This window comes from Spirulina sp. 06S082, from assembly GCF_034932145.1.
Lineage (GTDB): Bacteria > Cyanobacteriota > Cyanobacteriia > Cyanobacteriales > Spirulinaceae > CCY15215.
This window is the reverse complement of the sequence record NZ_JAYGHV010000006.1, coordinates 1-18,060: the sequence shown is the minus strand read 5'-3', so window position 1 is coordinate 18,060 and position 18,060 is coordinate 1. Positions and strand designations below refer to the sequence as shown.

The following is an 18,060-nucleotide window of genomic DNA, read 5'->3' as shown; positions in this document are numbered from 1 at the left end:
GAAGGCACAATGGAATCATAAAGAATTTGGGCAAGCAAGCAATGACACGAGATCGAGTTTTATGGTGGCGCGTGGGCGGGATTACGGCAGTGCAAGGAGCGATTACCCTAACATGGGTTATTTATGCTTTATATTTGCCGCAATTATTGACACAGTTGGGTTTTGCGAAGGAATTGTCCCTTGTTCTTTTAACGATCGAACACGCTTTGGAAGCGATTATTGAACCTATTTCTGGGGGTCTGTCCGATCGCTTTCAACGGTTTATGGGGACGCGGTTTCCTTTTATTGCGGGAGGAGTTATCCTCGCATCGGCTTTCTTTATTGGCATTCCCGCGATCGCCATTTTCGGAAAGTCCTCGACGCTGGTTAAATCCATTTTTCCTTTTGTGGCGATCGCCTGGGCTTCGGCCATGGCAGTTTTTCGCAGCCCCGCCGTGGTATTACTGGGAAAAACTGCCCCTCCTCTGGAATTACCCCTCGCAGCGAGTTGTTTGACTCTCATTCAGCAATTGGTCGGGGCGTTAAGATTTACAGCTTATGGCTTTATTTTGGGGCTGGGTCCGGCGTTTGCTTTTACAATCGGCTCTGTAGCACTATTAGGGGGGGCTGCTTTTTTACGCTTTGTCACCCCGCCAGATCTGCCTCAACCGGAGGAAAGTCCGGCTAATGCGGAGATTTCTGCGGAGGAGAAAATTACGTTACCGACGGTGTTTTTGATTGTGGGGACCGGTGTGGGAATTGCTTGGGGACTGCGCTTTTTATTTGCCACTTTGGGACCGGTTTATGGCAGTTTCTTGGCGGAGAATGCGGGCTGGGGTATGACAGGATTTAGTTTGGGGATGGCTATAGCAGCACTTCCCGCCGGAAAATTGGCGGTTAAATTGGGTAATAGTCGGGGGATGTTAGTGGGAATTGGTGGCGCGATCGCCATGTTGGAAGTGGTAACTTTTATTCCCAGTGGTTTCGTGGTGGCGATCGCCTCGGTTTTACTGGCATTTTGCTTCAGTCTCATCCTCAATGGCATGGTACCTTATGTTTTAGGATTGGTCTCGTCGAGGCGATCGGGGTTGGGAGTTGGTTTCTTTTTCGGGGGATTTAGTGCAGCCATGAGCTTTTTTGACGGTATATTCGTCGCCGTGAAGGGAATTCCCGCAACCGGAATACGTGGCGCGATCGCGTTGGCATTTGCTGGTACATTAATTGCATTGAGTTTGCGAATTTCTAAGGTAGTTGAAGGAAAAATCAGTTAAATGGGCGAGCAAAACAAAGATGATTTGTGGCAAATGCAGGTCGTCTATCGGATTTTAGATGCCAATCTAGACAGGGCGCGAGAAGGATTAAGAATTATTGAGGAATGGTGTCGCTTTGGCTTAAGCGATCGCCAACTGACCCGAGAGTGCAAGGAAATGCGCCAAGAAATTGCCACTTGGCACACTACTGATATTCGCTTGGCGCGGGATACTCTCGGAGATCCTGGCACCGATCTATCCCATCCCCAAGAGGAAACTAGAAGCAATATTAAACAAGTCCTACAAGCCAATTTATGCCGCGTCCAAGAAGCATTGCGGGTGTTGGAGGAGTACGCAAAATTGGAACGTCCAGAAATGGCGGCGGCGGCGAAACAGGTTCGTTATCGCACTTATGTTCTGGAAAGTCAGCTTTTTGGCGCGAGTCGCTATCAACTTTTAGAGGAGTCGTTGCTTTATTTGGTCACTTCTCCTTCTCAAGAATTATTTGCGGTGGTGGAAGCGGCGCTGCAAGGGGGTTTAACTCTGGTGCAGTATCGCGATAAAAGTGCTGACGATACGGTAAGACTGGCACAAGCGCAAAAATTATGCGATCTCTGTCATCGTTATCGGGCGCTATTTATTGTCAACGATCGCGTTGATATTGCCTTAGCGGTGGAGGCGGATGGAGTCCATTTAGGACAGCAGGATGTCCCGATTGAACTGGCACGACAATTGTTGGGATCTCATCGCCTTATCGGTCGTTCTACCACAAATCGAGGCGAAATGGATAAGGCGATCGCGGAGGGTGCCGACTATATTGGCGCGGGTCCGGTGTATGAAACTCCGACTAAACCTGGAAAAGCGGCGGCGGGTTTTGAATATCTGCGTTATGTGGCGGCTAATTGTCCGATTCCTTGGTTCGCGATCGGCGGGATTAACGAACAAAATATTAGTGAAGTTATTGAAGGGGGTATAAAACGAGTTGCTATTGTCCGGGCGATTATGCAAGCGGAACAACCTACTTTAACAACACAATATTTTCTGGCTCAACTTAAAACTATTAGTAATTATCAATGAAGCAAAAACAAACAATTATTTTACAAGTGAATGGGGAGTCTTTAGACTGTCCAGAAAATAGCATTTTACCGCAAGTTCTCGAACAAATTGGACTCAATCCTCGTTTGGTTGCGGTTGAGTATAATGGGGAGATTCTGCATCGACAATATTGGCAAAGTACGAAAATGCAAGCCGGCGATCGCCTCGAAATTGTCACCATTGTCGGAGGTGGATAAGAAGTAGTAATGAAAGAAGTAAAAAGCCCCACAAAATTACACTGGTTTTTCATTATTGTATTAATATTGGGCATCTTTTTCCGCTTCTACAATTTAGACGGCCAAGTTTATTGGCATGATGAAGCCTTAACATCATCGAGAATTGCTGGTTATACTAAAAATGAAATCCGATCGGCAGTTTTTACGGGGGAAATAATTCGCGTCCAAGATTTACAAAAATATCAAAGTTCGAGTCCAGAGAAAAACTTTTGGGATACCATAAAAGTGCTGGCGACAGACGCGAACGAACACCCACCGCTTTATTATGGTTTACTGAGACTTTGGGCGAATATTTTTGGCTTTTCTATTACGGCAATTCGCTGCTTTTCTGTAATCATCAGCCTCTTAATTTTTCCTTGTTTATATTGGTTGTGTTGGGAATTATTTCGATCGGAGTTAATTGGCTGGATGGCGATCGCGATCGTGTCACTTTCTCCCTATTTTGTAATATATGCCCGAGAAGCAAGAGAATATAGCCTCTGGACAGTTTTAACTTTACTGGTTAGTGTTCTATTATTACGGGCAATTCGCTGCACTCATAACGAGGCAAAACCCCAAGAAAATCTCAAAAATTGGGGAGGCTATGCGATCGCCTTAACTCTAGGATTTTATACCTTTCCTTTATCGGGAATTATGGCGATCGGACAAGGACTATATCTCATTATTATTGAAAAATTTCGCTGGACGCGATCGGTATTGTTTTATATTACTGCATTGATCTTTTCTCTACTAGCATTTTCTCCTTGGTTGACGGTTATGATTATAAATTCGTCAAAAGGTACAAGTTGGACTGCTTTTCCTCTTCCTTTCTCGATCTGGCTAAAATTATGGGCAATGCACTTCAGTCATGGTTTTGTTTTTATCGTGGACGAGTTTGGTTTTAATACTCTATTAAATTATAGTACATTACCTTTCCTTTTATTACTGATTTTCTCTGCTTTCTATTTCCTCTGTCGCAATACTCCTCGGCAAATTTGGCTGTTTATTCTGATCCTAACTTTAACTTTACCCTTGTTTCTTGTCCTCCCCGACCTCATCTTAGGAGGACAGAGATCGACCTCCAGCCGCTATCTAGTTCCCATGTATTTAGGAATACAAATTGCGATCGCCTATTTACTCGCCACACCAACTCATAAGCCTCGCTTGCAGAAAAGTATAACATTATTAATTATTACATTAGGCTTGATTTCCTGCTTATTTTATGTTAATTCAGAAACATCATGGAACAAAGTCGTCAGCTTTAATAATCCCAAAATCGTGCAGGCGATCGCGCAAAGTAACAATCCTTTATTAATTACCGTCTCCTTTGGTATTAACTCAGGAAACATCCTAGCATTGAGTCATGCCCTCGACCCTAATCTCAATTTGCTTTTAATTAATAATAGTGGCGATCGCTTCGATTGGGAGATAATACCCGATCTCCCTTCTGAGTTTAGCGATCTCTATTTTTTAAATACCTCAGATCGATTTCTCCAAACCCTTGAAAGCGAGTACAATTTAGAAACAAAGTTGATTTATCACGATAATCATCTCTGGCTTTGGAAAAGTACATAAATTTTAATACTCAATTTTTTGATTATGAACTTTACTCAACTAAACTATTCATATTTTCAGACAGATACCCGAAAAAAACTCAATCTTTTTGTCTTCCTTTTTCCTGCAACATTATGGCTAATCTTCTTTTTTATCTTCCCTTTAAGCATTGTTCTCGTTTATAGCTTTCTCGAAAGAGGAACTTATGGAGGAGTGAGTTGGATATTAACAGTAGAAAATTATCAACGTCTTGTTAATCCCATTTATTGGACGGTCTTTTTCCGGTCCCTTTATCTTGCCTTCTTAACCACATTTGCCTGTTTATTAGTGGGTTATCCTCTCGCTTTCTTCATCGCAACTCGTCCCCCTCAATGGCGCAATATTTTCTTACTCTTAACGATAATTCCTTTCTGGACAAACTTTCTCGTCAGAATCTATGCGTGGATTGTTTTATTAAGAAGTGAAGGGGTCATCAATATTATTATTCAAAGCCTAGGCATTAGCAATGAACCTTTAGAATTACTGTTTAACTCCTTTGCTGTTTCCGTCGGCTTAATCTATGGCTATCTTCCCTTTATGATTTTACCCTTATATTCAACCATTGAAAAATTCAATTTCTCCCTGATTGAGGCTTCCCACGATTTAGGTGCAAACGATTGGCGCACTTTTACCAGAATTGTTTTACCCTTAACTTATCGCGGAATTGTTGCCGGTTCATTACTGGTTTTTATTCCAGCCGTGGGAGAATTTGTAACACCAGATATTTTAGGAGGTGCCAAAACACTCATGATGGGAAACTTGGTTCAAAGTCAATTTCTGGCAGCCAGAAATTGGCCTTTTGGGTCTGTTTTATCCATTGTGATGATGGCGATCGTATTACTCCCAATTATTATCTATTTTAGAGTTTCAGAAGAAAAATGACTATCATGCCAACCTCAAGTAAAAAAATAGATTTGTTAATCCGTTCTGGCGGAAAAACAATGCTATGGTTAAACTCTATTGCTGCATTTGCGTTTCTCTATGCCCCTATTTTAATTCTGATTATCTACTCTTTTAATCAATCGCGATCGACTGCGGTTTGGCGCGGTTTTACTCTCGATTGGTATCTCAACCTTTTTGCCGGTTTAATGGGGAATGGAAGCCCAGCTAATACTCAAATCTGGTCTGCACTAGGAAATAGTATTATTGTCGGAGGAATTTCGACGATTTTGGCGACAATTTTAGGAACCGCGATCGGGTTAGGAATGGAAAGATTTCGCTTTCGAGGACGTACAATTTTAGAAGGACTCCTGTTTCTTCCCATTATTATTCCCGATATTACAATGGGAATTTCCCTGCTCATTTTCTTTAGCTTTATTTTTCAATTGTTAGAAAATATAACAGGAATCCGTTTAGTTTTAGGTTTACCTACTGTTATTATCGGTCATGTCTCTTTTAATATCTCTTATGTTGCAGTGGTTGTTAGAGCAAAAATTGCCGAACTCGATCCTACTTTGGAAGAAGCTGCATCAGATTTAGGTGCAAATGAATGGAAAACTTTTCAACGCATTACTTTACCGTTAATTGCACCGGGTATCCTCAGTGGTGCATTATTAGCTTTTACTTTATCACTAGATGATTTTGTGATTACTTTTTTCACAAACGGAGTTGGCTCAACAACATTACCCGTTTTTGTGTATGGTATGATTAAATTATCTGTAACTCCCGCTATTAATGCTATTTCAACCATTATGCTCTTACTCTCCATCGGTATTGTAATTTCTTCTTTGGCGCTGCAACGGCGTTCAAACTTAAACATAGAAAGTTAATATCCACCAATCAAGAAGTTTTCTTTTTTCGCAATAAACCGATGCGATAATTGCACGATCGCCCTAGATGAACCGTCATATTGAGAAACCAAATTGGACTTCTGCAACCTAAAAAAAGTAAAATTAGCCATAATTGCATCATTGTTATATCATTGGTAATTGTTCATTGAAAAAATGCTGGAGATTTTAGCAAAAGCCAAAAGTGCAACTCAAAACAATGATTGGTTGCAAGTGAATTATTGCTTGCAGCAATTGCCGTTAACGGAGGACGGAAAAACGCCCTTTGATGAAGAGTTTCTCAATTTAGCTTTAACGGTTTTGAACTATGGCGATTTTCAGGATCGGTGGGAAGTTGCCAAAATTCTCCCTAAATTTGGCGATCGCGTTATTCCTCCTCTAATCGAAATTCTTGAGGATGAGGAGATTGAGATGGAGGAACGCTGCTTTGCTGGTAGTATTTTAGGGCAGTTCGATCGCCCTTTAGCGATCGAGGCGCTGATGGGGTGCTTGCAAACATCGCAAGATGAGGAATTAACCTCCATTGCTGCATCAGCATTGGCCAATTTGGGGGAATCCGCGATCGCCACTTTAGCACAGTTACTACAACAACCCGAGTCCCGTCGATTGGCAACTCAGGCACTTTCCCAGATTCGCCATCCCGCAGCGATCGAGTCATTATTAACCGTGGTAGACGATGAAAATGCTCAAATTCGCACTATTGTTATTGAAACCTTGGGAACGATTCGCGATCGCCGTTTTATTCCTATCTTAATCGAAGCCTTAAACGACCTAGATACAAATGTGAGGAAAGAAGCGGTTATTGCTTTGGGATTGTGGCGAGATTTGACTTCAGAATTAGATTTATTAACGCTTTTAACCCCTCGCTTATACGATTTAAACTTAGAAATTTGTCAACAAGCGGCGATCGCGATCGGCAAATTGAAAACCTCCGAAGCAGCCGCAACTCTCTTTCACGTCTTCCAATCTCCGGTGACTCCTATTTCCTTGCAACTCACCCTCATCCGTGCTTTAGCGTGGAATGAGACAGAAGCAAGTCTAGAATGCTTGCACAAAATCCTCTCTTCAGAAGACCAGGAAAAGCTATTAGAAACCATTCGCGTTTTAGGGCGAATGGAAACCCCTCACCTTAAATCTCGTGCGACTCGAGTGCTGCTTGATTTTTTCTCTTCTTCATCTCCTGCTCTCAAATCTCCTCACATTTTAAAGTTTCTCATTCAAGCATGGGGACAATTAGGAGAACCGGACGCAAGAGAGGTTTTAGTTCCCTTGCAAGATCACAATACTCCCAGCATTCGACTGCACGCGATCGCCGCCCTCGATCGCTGTCAGATGGCCTCTTTAAGATAGGCGATCGCCGTTGCCAAAACGGTAACTCTGGCGATCGCTGCGAGGAATTGCCCTATCGTAAAAACATCATCACCACGATCAGATCAAGCCATGCAATTACGACATCTTGCCCTTACTCTTGCTTTGGGTATTCCTCTTAGTTTAACCTCTAGCGCGATCGCCATTCCTGAATCTTCTCCTGTTGTGAAACAAATTGTTAAGCAGGAAGCCCCCAGACAAATGAGTTATGTTGATTACACCTTTTATCAGCAGATCGTGCAGAAAACCGTCGCCATGGTTTCCCATGGGCGATCGCAAACCTTAGCGCAGCAATTCGGGTTAAATATCCTCAACGTCACTTGGGAGGATACAGGACGCTACAATAACTCTGCGGTTGGACCGAATATTAGCGATATGACCATTCAAGTGCAACAGCACAATCCTCGCACAGATGAATATCAACTGCATTTAATGCCCGTCATTCGTCATCCCAATTTTACCGACAAATCCGCCGATATTCCCCTCGATCGCTTCTTTCTCCTCGCAGGTAATGAAAAGGGACAATCCTTACAAAAGGTATCCTTGCGAGAACTTTTAGGAAATTTACGAAAGTATTTAAACAAGCCGGACTCTTGGGACGGTCGCGAAACATCATTACTGGCCGATCGCGATACCCATGTTCTGGTTTCTGCCCAAGCCTGTTTTCTCCCCATTCCCCGAGACGGGAAAGCAGAATTTAATCCTGTTTTGTTCAATTATCAATCCTATGAGGGAGATCCCGCCGTTCTCACTATTTTAGCGACGCGGGAAGGCACAAGCGTTACGGTAATTGATAATAAACGAGATGCTTTTGACGCGGGGGGGACTTGGGGACAGCGTTTATTTTTCAACCAAAACGGCGATCGGGCTAGTTTGACGGGTCAACGTCTCAGCGACTTTCAAACATCGGGAGGATCGGAAAATACCACAACCGATCCCACCCCAGAAGCAGCAGGAGAAGAAGGGTTAAATATGGTCATGTTAATCCAAGTTCCCCTCAAACAGAAACAGCCCTTGCGCCCTGGATTGGGTGCTATGGACGATAATATGGTAATGTCTGAAGTTGCCCCTGAAAGCAGCGCCCGTAGCGACGTTGAGGCTGCTGTTATCGGTCACGGTGAAATTGAAGGACCCTTCACTGAAATCGACAATTTGGCGATCGAACGAGATCCCGATTTTCCTATCCGAGTCACGGTACAGTTTTATAAAGCCACCAGTAATGGGGTTGTTTCCGAACAGGATCTGCGAGAGATTAAAGACCAGATCGATCGCGTCTATGCCGATGCAGACTATGTAGGCAGTTTAGTCGTTGATGGGGAGACAGGACGACCCACAGAATACGATGGGAATAAAGTTGAACCTCCGGACTGGTGGGATGCGTTTTGGCGCAGACACGAGGGCAATACGGGACAAACACGAGAAGAAGCAATAGAAATGTTGCGACGCTTATTGGGAGAAAATTGGCAACCGCGATCGCCTCAAGAACTCCAAGAAAAGCTAGATTCTCTGAATTAGTGATTTGCCTTGGATATTATTATCCAGGGATTTTCTCAAGCCGTCAAGCGCTTTTTGGACTGGTCTTTGTAGGATGTTCCCACATTTCGCAACCCCGCTTTAATCATTTGGTCTTCCAAAAGCGCAAAAAAGCGGGCGCGATCGCCTCCTCTGACGACGGCTTGATTATGAGATTCCGCGATCGCCACGGGATAGCCGGCACCTTTGTAAACTTGCCCTAACATAATACTCAAAGATTGCTCGAATAACTCCTCATCTTCGGCCACCCAGCGCGGAACTTCAATGCGAGCCACTTCTGTCCCCACATGAACGTAACAAAAGTAAACTTGCAAAGGTTCGGGATATAAGTCAATAATTTTTGCCTGACTTTTCCACAATGCCCCGCGCTGTCCCGGTTGCAGGAAATGCACCCATAAGGTCGAGTCTCGCAAAGGTTCGATAATTTGACAGGGAAGCCTATTAGTTTGTCCTCGATCTTTGGGTAAATTGCTTGAGTCACAATGAGTTAAACAGTCCGGGGTTTCATAAGGGCAAGCGCAAAGACGGAGAAAATTCATAGCTTCTATGTGACGAGAAGCGCTGAGATAACCCATGAGAGGGATGCGATTTTCCCGCAGTCTCTCCCATGCTTCTAACATAGGGGGAAGAAGGCGATCGCGGGCTTCGGAAGGCATTCCATCCAAAAACCAATAGATCAAAGACCCGTCTACCATTGCTAAATTAGGGTCGGAATGGGGACCGGGGGGTTGCACCCAACGACAAGCCATTTCCGCCAGCATTTCCGCTTCAGAAACCGTCCGTCGATGTCCCATCCATTCCTCGGTCCGAATACCCCATTGTTTAGAAATATGCAGGTCTTCGGCTTTATAAAAAACTTCGGGAATGGTATCGAGAAGGGGGTGTAAACTCTGCCCATAATGCAGCATAACGCGCCCCACATTAACAAGATAACAATAGGCTATCTCGTGGTGAGAGGGAGATATTTGAGAGCCATCTGTAGCAAATACCGTGTGTTTTTCGGCGGGGGGTTGTAAGTCTTTACAAGTATCAATTGCTTCTACAGGAGTTGCGGCGGCAAAAATGAGGCGATCGCGCCACTTTTCCTGAATTTCGAGTAATTCTTCTTGGCGATCGCAGGTTTCTTCCAGTAGCGATCGCGATCGTTCTAAACGTTGGCGACTAATCTTCGCTTCCTGTTGCAAATGATTGCTCATTCCCGGTAATTGTCGTGCTAATTTGGTTAGATCGAGCATAATTGATTGTTGTAGGGGTTTGGTCTCCAAACCCTATTTTTTTACAAATTAAATGGACTTGCTATAGTTGTTAGTTATTGGTTAGAAATAGTCATCCTAACCCCAAACCCGTTGTAAATTCAATACAAAACCCGGTAAGACTTCTTCACCGGATAACTCAGTGGGATTTGATAATCTTTCTACATTTAAACCGACTCGATAAACTTCCACGATTCGATTTTGGGGATCGATTAACCAACCCATTTTAGCGCCATTGTCCAAATATTCTTGCATTTTCTCTTGCAATGATTTTAGAGTATCCGACTGCGATCGCAACTCCACTACAAAATCCGGGCAAATATTGGCAAATGTTCCCCTTTGTTCCTCCGTCAGTGTATCCCAACGTTCTTGACTAATCCAACAAGCATCGGGAGAACGAGTTGCACCATTGGGTAAAATGAATCCAGTAGAAGAATCGAATGCTTTCCCCAAACTACCATTCTCGTCATACCAACGATCCAATTGTCCGATGATACTGCGGTTACGTTCTCCAGTTTCCCAACCTGTCGGTGGATTCACAATTAACTCTCCTTGTGCGGTTCTTTCCAGTTGTAATTCTCGATTACTGGCTGCTAAGGTGGCAAACTGTTCTTGGGTAACATGGAGTTTCAGAGTTTTGGGAAATCCCAGTAATAGCGTTTCAGTTTCCGGTTTAGCGGGAGTCTGTACCATTTTGACCTCTCCTATCATAAAGATTGGCTAGTTAGATTTTAGCCGATCGCCCTCCCTAAAAAACAAATCGGTAGATTTAAAAACAACAAAATCAATGTTTGTCTATTTTTCCAAGCTACTCCCCTTATTTTTATATCCCCTCGGATTCACTTGTGTATTGCTGGCGATCGCCTTACTGGTTCACTGGTTTCGTCCTCGTTGGACTCCCATTCCCATTATTTTAGCACTGTTGGTTCTCTTATTAGCGGGGAATGGTTGGGTGAGTAACGCGATCGTGAAGTCTTTAGAGTGGAAATATTTGCCCGATGGACAACTTCCCAAAGCAGATGTTATTGTTTTGCTGGGAGGTTCTTTGCGTCCGATTTCTCCTCCTCGTTCCACAGTTGAAGTTAGCGAACAAGGCGATCGCGCTTTATTTGCTGCCCATTTATACCGCGAAGAAAGAGCGCCTTTTATTATTGCTTCGGGGGGACGAGTACAATGGCGAGGAGGAGGACCTCCTGAAGCCGCAGATACGGAACAATTTTTGGAAGCGATCGGGATTCCAGCTTCAGCAATTATACAAGAACCCGACTCATTAAATACTTATGAAAATGCGGTTAATGTGGCGAAAATTTTAAAACAAAGGAAAATGAAGCGGGTGTTATTAGTAACATCAGCTTTACATATGCCGCGATCGCTGGCTATTTTTAGAAAGCAAAATATAGAAGCAATTCCCGCACCCACTGATTTTCTGGTAACAGAACAGCTTTTACAAGAAACCAGTAGTAGTGCAAAAGCGATATTATTGAATTTTATTCCTGATGTCGATCGCCTAGAAAGAGCAACGAAAGCAATTAAAGAATATATTGGTTTTGTTATTTATTGGTTACGAGGATGGATTTAGAATACCAATAAAAACTCCCTGACTATAAAAGCCAAGGAGAAAAGGAATCAGGGTGTATTTATTAACCCTTTCTACACCGAGTTTTAATTTATTTCCGGACAATTGGAGAAAAATACCCGATCGCCTTTCCCAAAAATTGCCCCAAACTCTTCCCTCATTAGCTTTACAAGCGATCGCAAGATTTATTAAACTCAATAAACCCACTCTCAGGGAAAATTCAGTCATCATCCCTAAGCTAAACAGAACTTTATAGTTAACCAAAATATAGTCAGATATAAACAAGACATGGATTCCATTTCAGAAATCCCCTTCATTTTGGCTTTGAGAGATTAATTCTCCTTGGGTGAACTACGCACCTCTCTATCCCATAGCCCTTAAAGGCATTTGGGAATGCTTTTGTTCAATTGATGAGGATTTTTTTCGAGTCTGCCATGCTCAACAAAAGGACAAAGCCCGGTTGATTAAAAGTTACAGCCTTGAAAACATCTACATCTCAATCAATCAATCCTATCTAATTTACCAACTCCTGCTTTTTTGGTTGAGTTGGATAAACATGATGACAATAATTTACCATAAATCACTCTGTTTGACTATATTTTTAGTTAAACTTTACAATACTTAACGCTTGAGTCTGGGAGGGAATAGCGAGTAATGAGCGATCGCCCACTACCCACCATTACCCATCAGTCAATTAGTGCAGTTCCAGATATTTAGGGCGATCGAACATATGGATCGTATCCACAAAACGAGCGGTTTTCGATTGGCTGGAAATGACCAAACTCTGCGTGCGTGCGCCTTTAGAGAAGAACCGCACCCCATTCATTAAGGTTCCGGGGGTGATACCGCAGGCTGCAAAGAGGACGGTTTCCCCCTTCGCTAATTCTTCGGCATTGTAGACTTTATCGGGGTCAGTAATGCCCATTGACTCCAATCGGGCAATATTGCTTTCCTTACTTTCTCCAATTAACCCAGTTTTCACCACGGCGGGGTCGTAGATCAACTGACCTTGGAAGTGACCCCCCAAACAGCGCATTGCTGCTGCGGAAATCACCCCTTCAGGTGCCGCACCGATACCCATCAGGGCATGAATATTCGAGCCAGCAAAGGCGCAGGAAATCGCCGCAGACACATCTCCATCGCTGATCAAACGTACTCGCGCTCCCGCATTGCGGATTTCTTGAATCAATTCTTTGTGACGAGAGCGATCCATGACGACTACCACCAATTCTTCGATGGATCGCTCTAAACAATCCGCCAGAATTTGCAGATTTTCCGTGGCAGACTTGTTAATATCAACATGGTTTTTAGCGGCGGGAGGTGCAGCAATTTTCTTCATGTAGAAGTCAGGTGCAGCAAAGAGTCCGCCCTTTTCGGAAATGGCGAGAACTGCCATTGAGCCGTTTTGCCCGTAAGCAACCAAGTTCGTTCCTTCACAAGGATCGACTGCGATATCGATTTCCACCACTTCATCGGGGTTGCAATAGTCTTTGGCATCTTCGCGGGTACAAATCCCCACCTCTTCCCCAATGTAGAGCATCGGAGCATCGTCGCGTTCCCCTCCCCCAATCACGATGCGTCCGCGCATATGAATTTGGTTCATGCGTTCGCGCATGGCTTCAACGGCAACTTCATCGGCGATATCTTTTTCGCCTTTACCCATCCATTTAGCCGAAGCGATCGCCGCTTGTTCGACCACCTCAATAATTTCTAATCCCAGCGTACTTTCCACGGAACTATCCTCTTTTGTTAAATTTCTGATTGGTTCTCGGGCGCAGTGCCTTCATCCCAAGGAAAAGTCTATCAGAATCGGTACCCTCCTAACAGTAAAGCGTCACCAGGGAACTGTTTTTCGCTGGCCAGTTTGCTATGGGGATGAGCGATCGCTTCTAAATCTCTTAATTTCCTGTTGTAAAGCATTTGTACGCGGACTTACTAATGTACGATTATTTTAAACAAGAAGAAGCGCGATCGCTCTCTCAATAGGAATGAGAAAAATACAGTATAGTACGAGTAGTCTTAATTATTCGAGGGACGATGACTCAAACTCATTCATCTGAAAAGACATATTCCATTTACATTTCTGATGCGATCTCCAAGGATTTAGAACAGATTGCCAATGGCTTTAATTTGTCTATTTCTGGATTGTTAGAAAATCTGGCTTCGGGCAAGTTAGTGGCGATCGAATCAGAAGAATTAGAGGATTTTTGGGATTTACAAGATGCGATCGCAGCCGAACAAAACCCAGAAAATCAGGAACGAATTCCTTGGGAGAAAGTCAAACAAGAATTAGGACTCTAAATAATGGAAGGTTACTCTGTTGAATTTCTGAAAACAGCACAAAAAGAACTTTCTAAATTATCAAAAGACGATCGAATCAGAATTGCTGCAAAAATTCTTGATAACAATTGGATAGCTTTAATTTTAATTGATTATCTGATTTTAACCGAGAAGAAGCGCGATCGCCGCTTGTTCGACCATTTCAATTCTTGTTCCAATCGTAGAAAACACCGTGCTAGTTTTTTAGCTAATGCAGGCGAGGCATTTGCATAAAGTTTTTCAGCTTGAGTAGATAACTCAACAATATATATCATCATATATCATCACTGGATATCGCTGCGAATCTCGCGCCAATTTTTAACTTTTCCCTTAGCAATATCCTGTTTTCCCCACTTAAATTCTGTGAGAAAACCAGGAATGTTCAATAATTCTTCTGTTGCTTTGTTGCTTTCTCTCTCGGCTAACTCTGCTAAAAAATCTGCCGCGATTTGTAAACTCTCTGGAGAAAGCCGATCGCTATATTCTCGAATGCGATCGCGTAATTCTTCTGTATGGGAATCCCTTAACTCTAGAGTATCCATAGACTAATGCTAGATCGATTCCCCAATTTTAACTCAGAATGAGGGCGATCGCTTCCTTCATTTTGATACAATAAAGAACAAGCGTTGTTGATAAAGCGATGGTAACATTACAAGCACGCCAACTCAATCTCGAAGAAGTTGAAGACCTTTTGGGTTTCCAAGTTCGATATGATGGTTCTTTTACCTCTTTTTTAACTTTAGAACCCATTACCGATACAGAACGACAAGAACTGATTAAAATTCGCGATGATTTTCATCCTTACCTTAAACGACAAGCTCTAGAAGGGCAAATTCGGCTGATTGCTGTTACTCCTATATTACGTTTGGCGGGTTTTTATCATCCCTCTATCCAAATTGAAGTTGAAACCAATATTGCTCCTATCAATATCGATCTGGATGATATGCAAATTACTGGACGCTTGGATATTCTTGCAGTTAGTAGCCAACAGAAAACACCCACCAATACCGACCTCTGGATTTTAGTCATAGAAACCAAGAAAGTTCAGGCTTCAATGGTAGTTGGTTTACCTCAACTTCTTGTCTATGCTTACAAAAGTTTAGAACATCAGGAATCGGTTTGGGGTGTTGTCACCAATGGTTCTGAATATCAATTTGTATACGTGCAACGCGGAAGTCCTCCCACCTATCTGCGAATGCCTTTTCTTAATATATTCGATCGCTCTTCGGCACAACAACTCTTACAGGTTTTTAAAGCATTGGCTGGCTGTATTTCAAGTTAAGAAGTATACAAGTATTTTTAACCGAGAAAAAAGGCGATCGCCTGTCCTCCACTCATTAATATTCCAACTGACTGAGACGTTTCAAAACTCGCAGAACATCATAGAGTTCATTGCCACGGTTGCGAATACTAAATAGATCGGACATTGCATAGCAATTGCTGCTTCCACTACGCATTAATTTAACAAAGATAAATGTTCCTCCCGTGGTTATCATACCAAAACTGGGGCGTTCGGGATTGGGATTTCCTAACATATAAGTTAGAATTTGAGGAAGGGCTTCTTCAATGGAAAAAGCAGCTTTTTTCGATTCGATCGCCGTCACCCAAAATCGTTCTCTGAAAACCAAAGTATCGATTTTCCCTTTAATGATTAGGCCTTCATCTTCTAAGGCGATCTCGATCGCTTCTTCAGCTTTGACATAAAAGGGCGAGAGATAAAAATCTCCGATAAACAAAATGGGGTCTAAAATCGCCATTTTGACCACATCTTCAAGAAGTGGTGGATAATTGAGCAAGTTAATGTAACCCGCTTTAACTTTGTCGAGAAGTTGGCGATCGCGATCGGAAATCTCCGGTAAATTTTCCTGCCATTCTGGAAAAAAATTCTCATCTTCCGTTAAAGTCAAGTCAAAGCGATCGATTAAATCTCGTAGTGTAAGTGTTTGAGCTTGTAGTGTTTGAGACATAATATCAAAATTATAAAAAATTATTGAGATGAAGCAATATTTACACTCAAAATAGTGCGATTAAATCCATTAACCTGTTCGTAGGTGAAGCGATCCACGCTGGCGATGGCCAAAAAAATACCCAACCCGCCAATAGAGCGAAGTTCTGGAGGTTGCTGAACCGAGTGTAAGGCCTTAGCCTGCATACTTTGGGGATTGTAAGTCATGCCCGTATCTTCTACAGAAATCGTCAGGGAATCTGCCTCAATGGAAGCGCACAGGTGTAATTGCCCCTCGATCCCCGCCTCCTTGTAACCGTGCAGGATAATATTCGTCGTCACTTCATCCACCGCCAAGCGCAAATTATAAGCCGTTTGGCGATCGAGTCCCGCCCTGTCCGCCACCGCTTTAATATAGCGCGCGATCGCCTCTAGAGCATCCAAAGTTCCCGCTACCGTTAATCCTTGCATGAATCTCTCTCCTTACGACGCACTGCGATCGCGGTGATGTCGTCAAACTGTTCGGCATCAATGGCGTGTTCCATCACCCGGGCGACAATATCCTGTAGTAACCCCTGGGCAGATGATATGCCAGGTTGGAAAACCGATAGCAATCTTTTATAGGAAAAAAAACTATCGTCTACCGCCCGAGATTCAGTAATACCATCGGTATATCCCAGCAAGACATCCCCAAAATCTAAATAAGTTTGCCGGACTCGATAGGTCATCCCCGGTAATAAACCCAAAGCTGGCCCCGTCGCTTTGAGTTCTTCACGAACATTCCCATCGCGATCGAGGAGCAAGGGGGGTTCGTGACCGCTATTAATATAAGTTAGGATTCCCTGTTCTGGGTCTAAAATCCCAAAAAAGAGCGTGGCAAACATCCCCAGGTCTCCGTGATTGATAGCAATATAATCATTGGTGAGACGAATCGCTCTGAGAGCGTTGAGATGGGTCAGATTAACGGGTTCGCCAAAATTCCCCGAGAGGGGCAGTCCGTCCTCATCTAGTTCTGTGGGTTCCATAAATAAATTAGCCATTAAGTCCGCACGAAAGCTCAATCCTTCTAAATTGGTCTGTCCCGAAAAGATGCGAATTAAGCTGCGGAATAAGCCCATAAATAAAGCTGCACCGACTCCCTTATCGCAAACATCGGCAATAATTAAGCCAACCTGACCCCCCGATAAGGCAAAAATATCGTAAAAATCTCCGGCCATTTGCCGCGCGGGTTGAAAAAAGGCGGCAATTTCCCAGCCCGGCCATTGGGGGATGCGATCGGGGAGAAAATTAATTTGAATATTGCGCCCTTTCTCCAATTCGGCGTTTAAGGTGGCGGTATAATGCTGCAATTGGCCGTAAAGTTGGGCGTTTTCGAGTACCATGCCCAGTTGGTTGGCCATGGCTTGCATCAGGCTCATTTCATCAAAACCAAAATGGTTGGGCTGGGAGTGCAGGAGGGTTAACAAACCAAAAAGTTCGCCTCTTCTGAGAATGGGGATTCCCAAGGCCGATCGCGCGACGTAAGGTTGTTCGGGAAATTGCAACCAGCGATCGTCCTCTTGGGTGTCTGTCACTAAGCCAATTTTACGATTTTTACAAACCCAGCCGGCCAAGCCTTTATCGAGAATAGTATTAAAAATGCGAAATCGTCCGTCAGGATCGCTATCTCCTCGGGTTAAAATCGCATCTTGAATGGTTCCTGATGGGGTAAGGAGAAAGAGACTGCCTTTTTCTGCCCCGGTCATTTCTGCGGAAGTGTCTAGGGTTTGTCGGAGAAAATTATTCAGCAATTCAGTGTGAGACGGCGAACGGGCGATCGCGATAAAGCCTTCGAGTAGCTTGCGTTGTACCTCAAAGGCTGCTTTTTCCATGGCCATTTCAGCAACTTGTCGTCGCAGTCGTTGTAATTCTCGGTGTAGTTCTGTTTCGTTCTCGTCCTCTATCATTGTGACACCGCGATCGCAGGTGACTCTATTTTCCTTCACCCTAGTTAATTTGTTGCTAAAAAACAACCCCAAATCCAGAATTTAGAACTCTTCATTCTCGCGATCGGGTTGCAAGTTCTCAATATTATCTCCTGGAAGTGCGCGGGGTAGAACAATGATGAATTGAGTATAGCTCCCGACTTCACTCTCGATTTTGACAGT

At 43.5% G+C, this 18,060-nt stretch carries 20 protein-coding genes; 12 read left to right on the top strand and 8 right to left on the bottom strand.

Annotated features, from left to right (window positions below; genetic code table 11):
• Positions 1-41 precede the first annotated feature (41 nt).
• From VB714_RS01335 to VB714_RS01300, 8 genes are all read left to right on the top strand, one after another.
• Complete coding sequence (locus VB714_RS01335) at positions 42-1,250, top strand: hypothetical protein (protein WP_323220396.1); 1,209 nt, start codon at positions 42-44, stop codon at positions 1,248-1,250.
• Positions 1,251-2,306 (top strand): thiamine phosphate synthase, encoded by a 1,056-nt coding sequence (locus tag VB714_RS01330; protein WP_323220394.1) that lies wholly within the window; start codon positions 1,251-1,253, stop codon positions 2,304-2,306. It begins immediately after the preceding gene.
• The gene (gene thiS, locus VB714_RS01325) at positions 2,303-2,521 is read left to right on the top strand and encodes a sulfur carrier protein ThiS (protein WP_323220392.1); all 219 of its coding nucleotides are present in this window, start codon (positions 2,303-2,305) and stop codon (positions 2,519-2,521) included. The genes VB714_RS01330 and thiS overlap by 4 nt, the downstream gene beginning before the upstream one ends.
• 9 nt (positions 2,522-2,530) lie before the next feature.
• Positions 2,531-4,114, top strand: a complete 1,584-nt coding sequence (locus VB714_RS01320; RefSeq protein WP_323220390.1) for a glycosyltransferase family 39 protein — start codon at positions 2,531-2,533, stop codon at positions 4,112-4,114.
• A 24-nt stretch (positions 4,115-4,138) separates the two neighbouring features.
• The gene (locus tag VB714_RS01315) at positions 4,139-5,014 is read left to right on the top strand and encodes an ABC transporter permease (RefSeq protein WP_323220388.1); all 876 of its coding nucleotides are present in this window, start codon (positions 4,139-4,141) and stop codon (positions 5,012-5,014) included.
• 5 nt (positions 5,015-5,019) lie between these two features.
• Complete coding sequence (locus tag VB714_RS01310) at positions 5,020-5,901, top strand: ABC transporter permease (RefSeq protein WP_416309574.1); 882 nt, start codon at positions 5,020-5,022, stop codon at positions 5,899-5,901.
• Positions 5,902-6,075: 174 nt separating this feature from the next.
• Entirely contained in the window at positions 6,076-7,269 is a 1,194-nt protein-coding gene (locus tag VB714_RS01305) for a HEAT repeat domain-containing protein (protein WP_323220384.1), read from the top strand.
• Between the two features lie 90 nt (positions 7,270-7,359).
• Positions 7,360-8,802 (top strand): hypothetical protein, encoded by a 1,443-nt coding sequence (locus tag VB714_RS01300; RefSeq protein ID WP_323220382.1) that lies wholly within the window; start codon positions 7,360-7,362, stop codon positions 8,800-8,802.
• A 35-nt stretch (positions 8,803-8,837) separates the two neighbouring features.
• Here VB714_RS01300 and VB714_RS01295 read toward each other — a convergent pair whose 3' ends face one another.
• Together VB714_RS01295 and VB714_RS01290 are read right to left on the bottom strand one after the other, a co-directional pair.
• The gene (locus VB714_RS01295; RefSeq protein WP_323220380.1) at positions 8,838-10,055 is read right to left on the bottom strand and encodes a DNA double-strand break repair nuclease NurA; all 1,218 of its coding nucleotides are present in this window, start codon (positions 10,053-10,055) and stop codon (positions 8,838-8,840) included.
• Positions 10,056-10,151: 96 nt separating this feature from the next.
• Complete coding sequence (locus VB714_RS01290; RefSeq protein WP_323220378.1) at positions 10,152-10,766, bottom strand: Uma2 family endonuclease; 615 nt, start codon at positions 10,764-10,766, stop codon at positions 10,152-10,154.
• A 94-nt stretch (positions 10,767-10,860) separates the two neighbouring features.
• On the opposite strand from VB714_RS01290, the gene VB714_RS01285 reads away from it, so the two are divergent.
• Entirely contained in the window at positions 10,861-11,652 is a 792-nt protein-coding gene (locus tag VB714_RS01285) for a YdcF family protein (protein ID WP_323220376.1), read from the top strand.
• On the opposite strand, the gene VB714_RS01280 is transcribed toward VB714_RS01285, so the two are convergent.
• Both VB714_RS01280 and glpX read right to left on the bottom strand, forming a co-directional pair.
• On the bottom strand, positions 11,635-11,913 hold the full coding sequence (locus VB714_RS01280; RefSeq protein ID WP_323220374.1) for a hypothetical protein: 279 nt from the start codon (positions 11,911-11,913) through the stop codon (positions 11,635-11,637). The genes VB714_RS01285 and VB714_RS01280 overlap by 18 nt on opposite strands.
• Before the next feature lie 430 nt (positions 11,914-12,343).
• Positions 12,344-13,381 carry a class II fructose-bisphosphatase gene (gene glpX / locus VB714_RS01275; RefSeq protein ID WP_323220372.1) on the bottom strand — a complete coding sequence of 346 codons (1,038 nt, stop codon included), beginning with the start codon at positions 13,379-13,381 and terminating at the stop codon, positions 12,344-12,346.
• Positions 13,382-13,686: 305 nt separating this feature from the next.
• Here glpX and VB714_RS01270 point away from each other — a divergent pair, with 305 nt between their 5' ends.
• Both VB714_RS01270 and VB714_RS01265 read left to right on the top strand, forming a co-directional pair.
• Positions 13,687-13,950 (top strand): hypothetical protein, encoded by a 264-nt coding sequence (locus VB714_RS01270; protein ID WP_323220370.1) that lies wholly within the window; start codon positions 13,687-13,689, stop codon positions 13,948-13,950.
• Between the two features lie 3 nt (positions 13,951-13,953).
• The gene (locus VB714_RS01265; RefSeq protein ID WP_323220368.1) at positions 13,954-14,202 is read left to right on the top strand and encodes a hypothetical protein; all 249 of its coding nucleotides are present in this window, start codon (positions 13,954-13,956) and stop codon (positions 14,200-14,202) included.
• A gap of 50 nt (positions 14,203-14,252) precedes the next feature.
• Here VB714_RS01265 and VB714_RS01260 read toward each other — a convergent pair whose 3' ends face one another.
• Positions 14,253-14,510 (bottom strand): hypothetical protein, encoded by a 258-nt coding sequence (locus VB714_RS01260; RefSeq protein WP_323220366.1) that lies wholly within the window; start codon positions 14,508-14,510, stop codon positions 14,253-14,255.
• A gap of 98 nt (positions 14,511-14,608) precedes the next feature.
• On the opposite strand from VB714_RS01260, the gene VB714_RS01255 reads away from it, so the two are divergent.
• Positions 14,609-15,250 carry a hypothetical protein gene (locus VB714_RS01255; protein ID WP_323220364.1) on the top strand — a complete coding sequence of 214 codons (642 nt, stop codon included), beginning with the start codon at positions 14,609-14,611 and terminating at the stop codon, positions 15,248-15,250.
• A 55-nt stretch (positions 15,251-15,305) separates the two neighbouring features.
• Here the strand turns inward: VB714_RS01255 and VB714_RS01250 are convergent, their stop codons facing one another.
• Genes VB714_RS01250 through VB714_RS01240 form a run of 3 tightly spaced genes read right to left on the bottom strand, consistent with a single transcriptional unit; the run spans position 15,306 to position 17,898 of the window.
• A complete protein-coding gene (locus tag VB714_RS01250; protein ID WP_323220363.1) occupies positions 15,306-15,935 on the bottom strand; it encodes a restriction endonuclease subunit R in 630 nt (209 codons plus the stop codon).
• A 20-nt stretch (positions 15,936-15,955) separates the two neighbouring features.
• The gene (locus VB714_RS01245; RefSeq protein ID WP_323220361.1) at positions 15,956-16,384 is read right to left on the bottom strand and encodes an ATP-binding protein; all 429 of its coding nucleotides are present in this window, start codon (positions 16,382-16,384) and stop codon (positions 15,956-15,958) included.
• The gene (locus VB714_RS01240) at positions 16,372-17,898 is read right to left on the bottom strand and encodes a GAF domain-containing SpoIIE family protein phosphatase (protein ID WP_323220359.1); all 1,527 of its coding nucleotides are present in this window, start codon (positions 17,896-17,898) and stop codon (positions 16,372-16,374) included. Before VB714_RS01240 ends, VB714_RS01245 begins: the two co-directional genes overlap by 13 nt.
• Between the last annotated feature and the right edge of the window lie 162 nt (positions 17,899-18,060).

What these genes read in the sequence shown, in the direction of transcription:
- VB714_RS01315 (WP_323220388.1), top strand. Translation starts at nt 4,139, where the DNA reads ATGAACTTTACTCAACTAAACTATTCATATTTTCAGACAGATACCCGA.
- VB714_RS01330 (WP_323220394.1), top strand. Translation starts at nt 1,251, where the DNA reads ATGGGCGAGCAAAACAAAGATGATTTGTGGCAAATGCAGGTCGTCTAT.
- VB714_RS01310 (WP_416309574.1), top strand. Translation starts at nt 5,020, where the DNA reads ATGCCAACCTCAAGTAAAAAAATAGATTTGTTAATCCGTTCTGGCGGA.
- VB714_RS01255 (WP_323220364.1), top strand. Translation starts at nt 14,609, where the DNA reads ATGGTAACATTACAAGCACGCCAACTCAATCTCGAAGAAGTTGAAGAC.
- VB714_RS01300 (WP_323220382.1), top strand. Translation starts at nt 7,360, where the DNA reads ATGCAATTACGACATCTTGCCCTTACTCTTGCTTTGGGTATTCCTCTT.
- VB714_RS01245 (WP_323220361.1), bottom strand. Translation starts at nt 16,384, where the DNA reads ATGCAAGGATTAACGGTAGCGGGAACTTTGGATGCTCTAGAGGCGATC.
- VB714_RS01320 (WP_323220390.1), top strand. Translation starts at nt 2,531, where the DNA reads ATGAAAGAAGTAAAAAGCCCCACAAAATTACACTGGTTTTTCATTATT.
- VB714_RS01305 (WP_323220384.1), top strand. Translation starts at nt 6,076, where the DNA reads ATGCTGGAGATTTTAGCAAAAGCCAAAAGTGCAACTCAAAACAATGAT.
- VB714_RS01265 (WP_323220368.1), top strand. Translation starts at nt 13,954, where the DNA reads ATGGAAGGTTACTCTGTTGAATTTCTGAAAACAGCACAAAAAGAACTT.
- VB714_RS01295 (WP_323220380.1), bottom strand. Translation starts at nt 10,055, where the DNA reads ATGCTCGATCTAACCAAATTAGCACGACAATTACCGGGAATGAGCAAT.
- VB714_RS01270 (WP_323220370.1), top strand. Translation starts at nt 13,687, where the DNA reads ATGACTCAAACTCATTCATCTGAAAAGACATATTCCATTTACATTTCT.
- VB714_RS01290 (WP_323220378.1), bottom strand. Translation starts at nt 10,766, where the DNA reads ATGGTACAGACTCCCGCTAAACCGGAAACTGAAACGCTATTACTGGGA.
- VB714_RS01260 (WP_323220366.1), bottom strand. Translation starts at nt 14,510, where the DNA reads ATGGATACTCTAGAGTTAAGGGATTCCCATACAGAAGAATTACGCGAT.
- VB714_RS01335 (WP_323220396.1), top strand. Translation starts at nt 42, where the DNA reads ATGACACGAGATCGAGTTTTATGGTGGCGCGTGGGCGGGATTACGGCA.
- VB714_RS01285 (WP_323220376.1), top strand. Translation starts at nt 10,861, where the DNA reads ATGTTTGTCTATTTTTCCAAGCTACTCCCCTTATTTTTATATCCCCTC.
- VB714_RS01250 (WP_323220363.1), bottom strand. Translation starts at nt 15,935, where the DNA reads ATGTCTCAAACACTACAAGCTCAAACACTTACACTACGAGATTTAATC.
- thiS (WP_323220392.1), top strand. Translation starts at nt 2,303, where the DNA reads ATGAAGCAAAAACAAACAATTATTTTACAAGTGAATGGGGAGTCTTTA.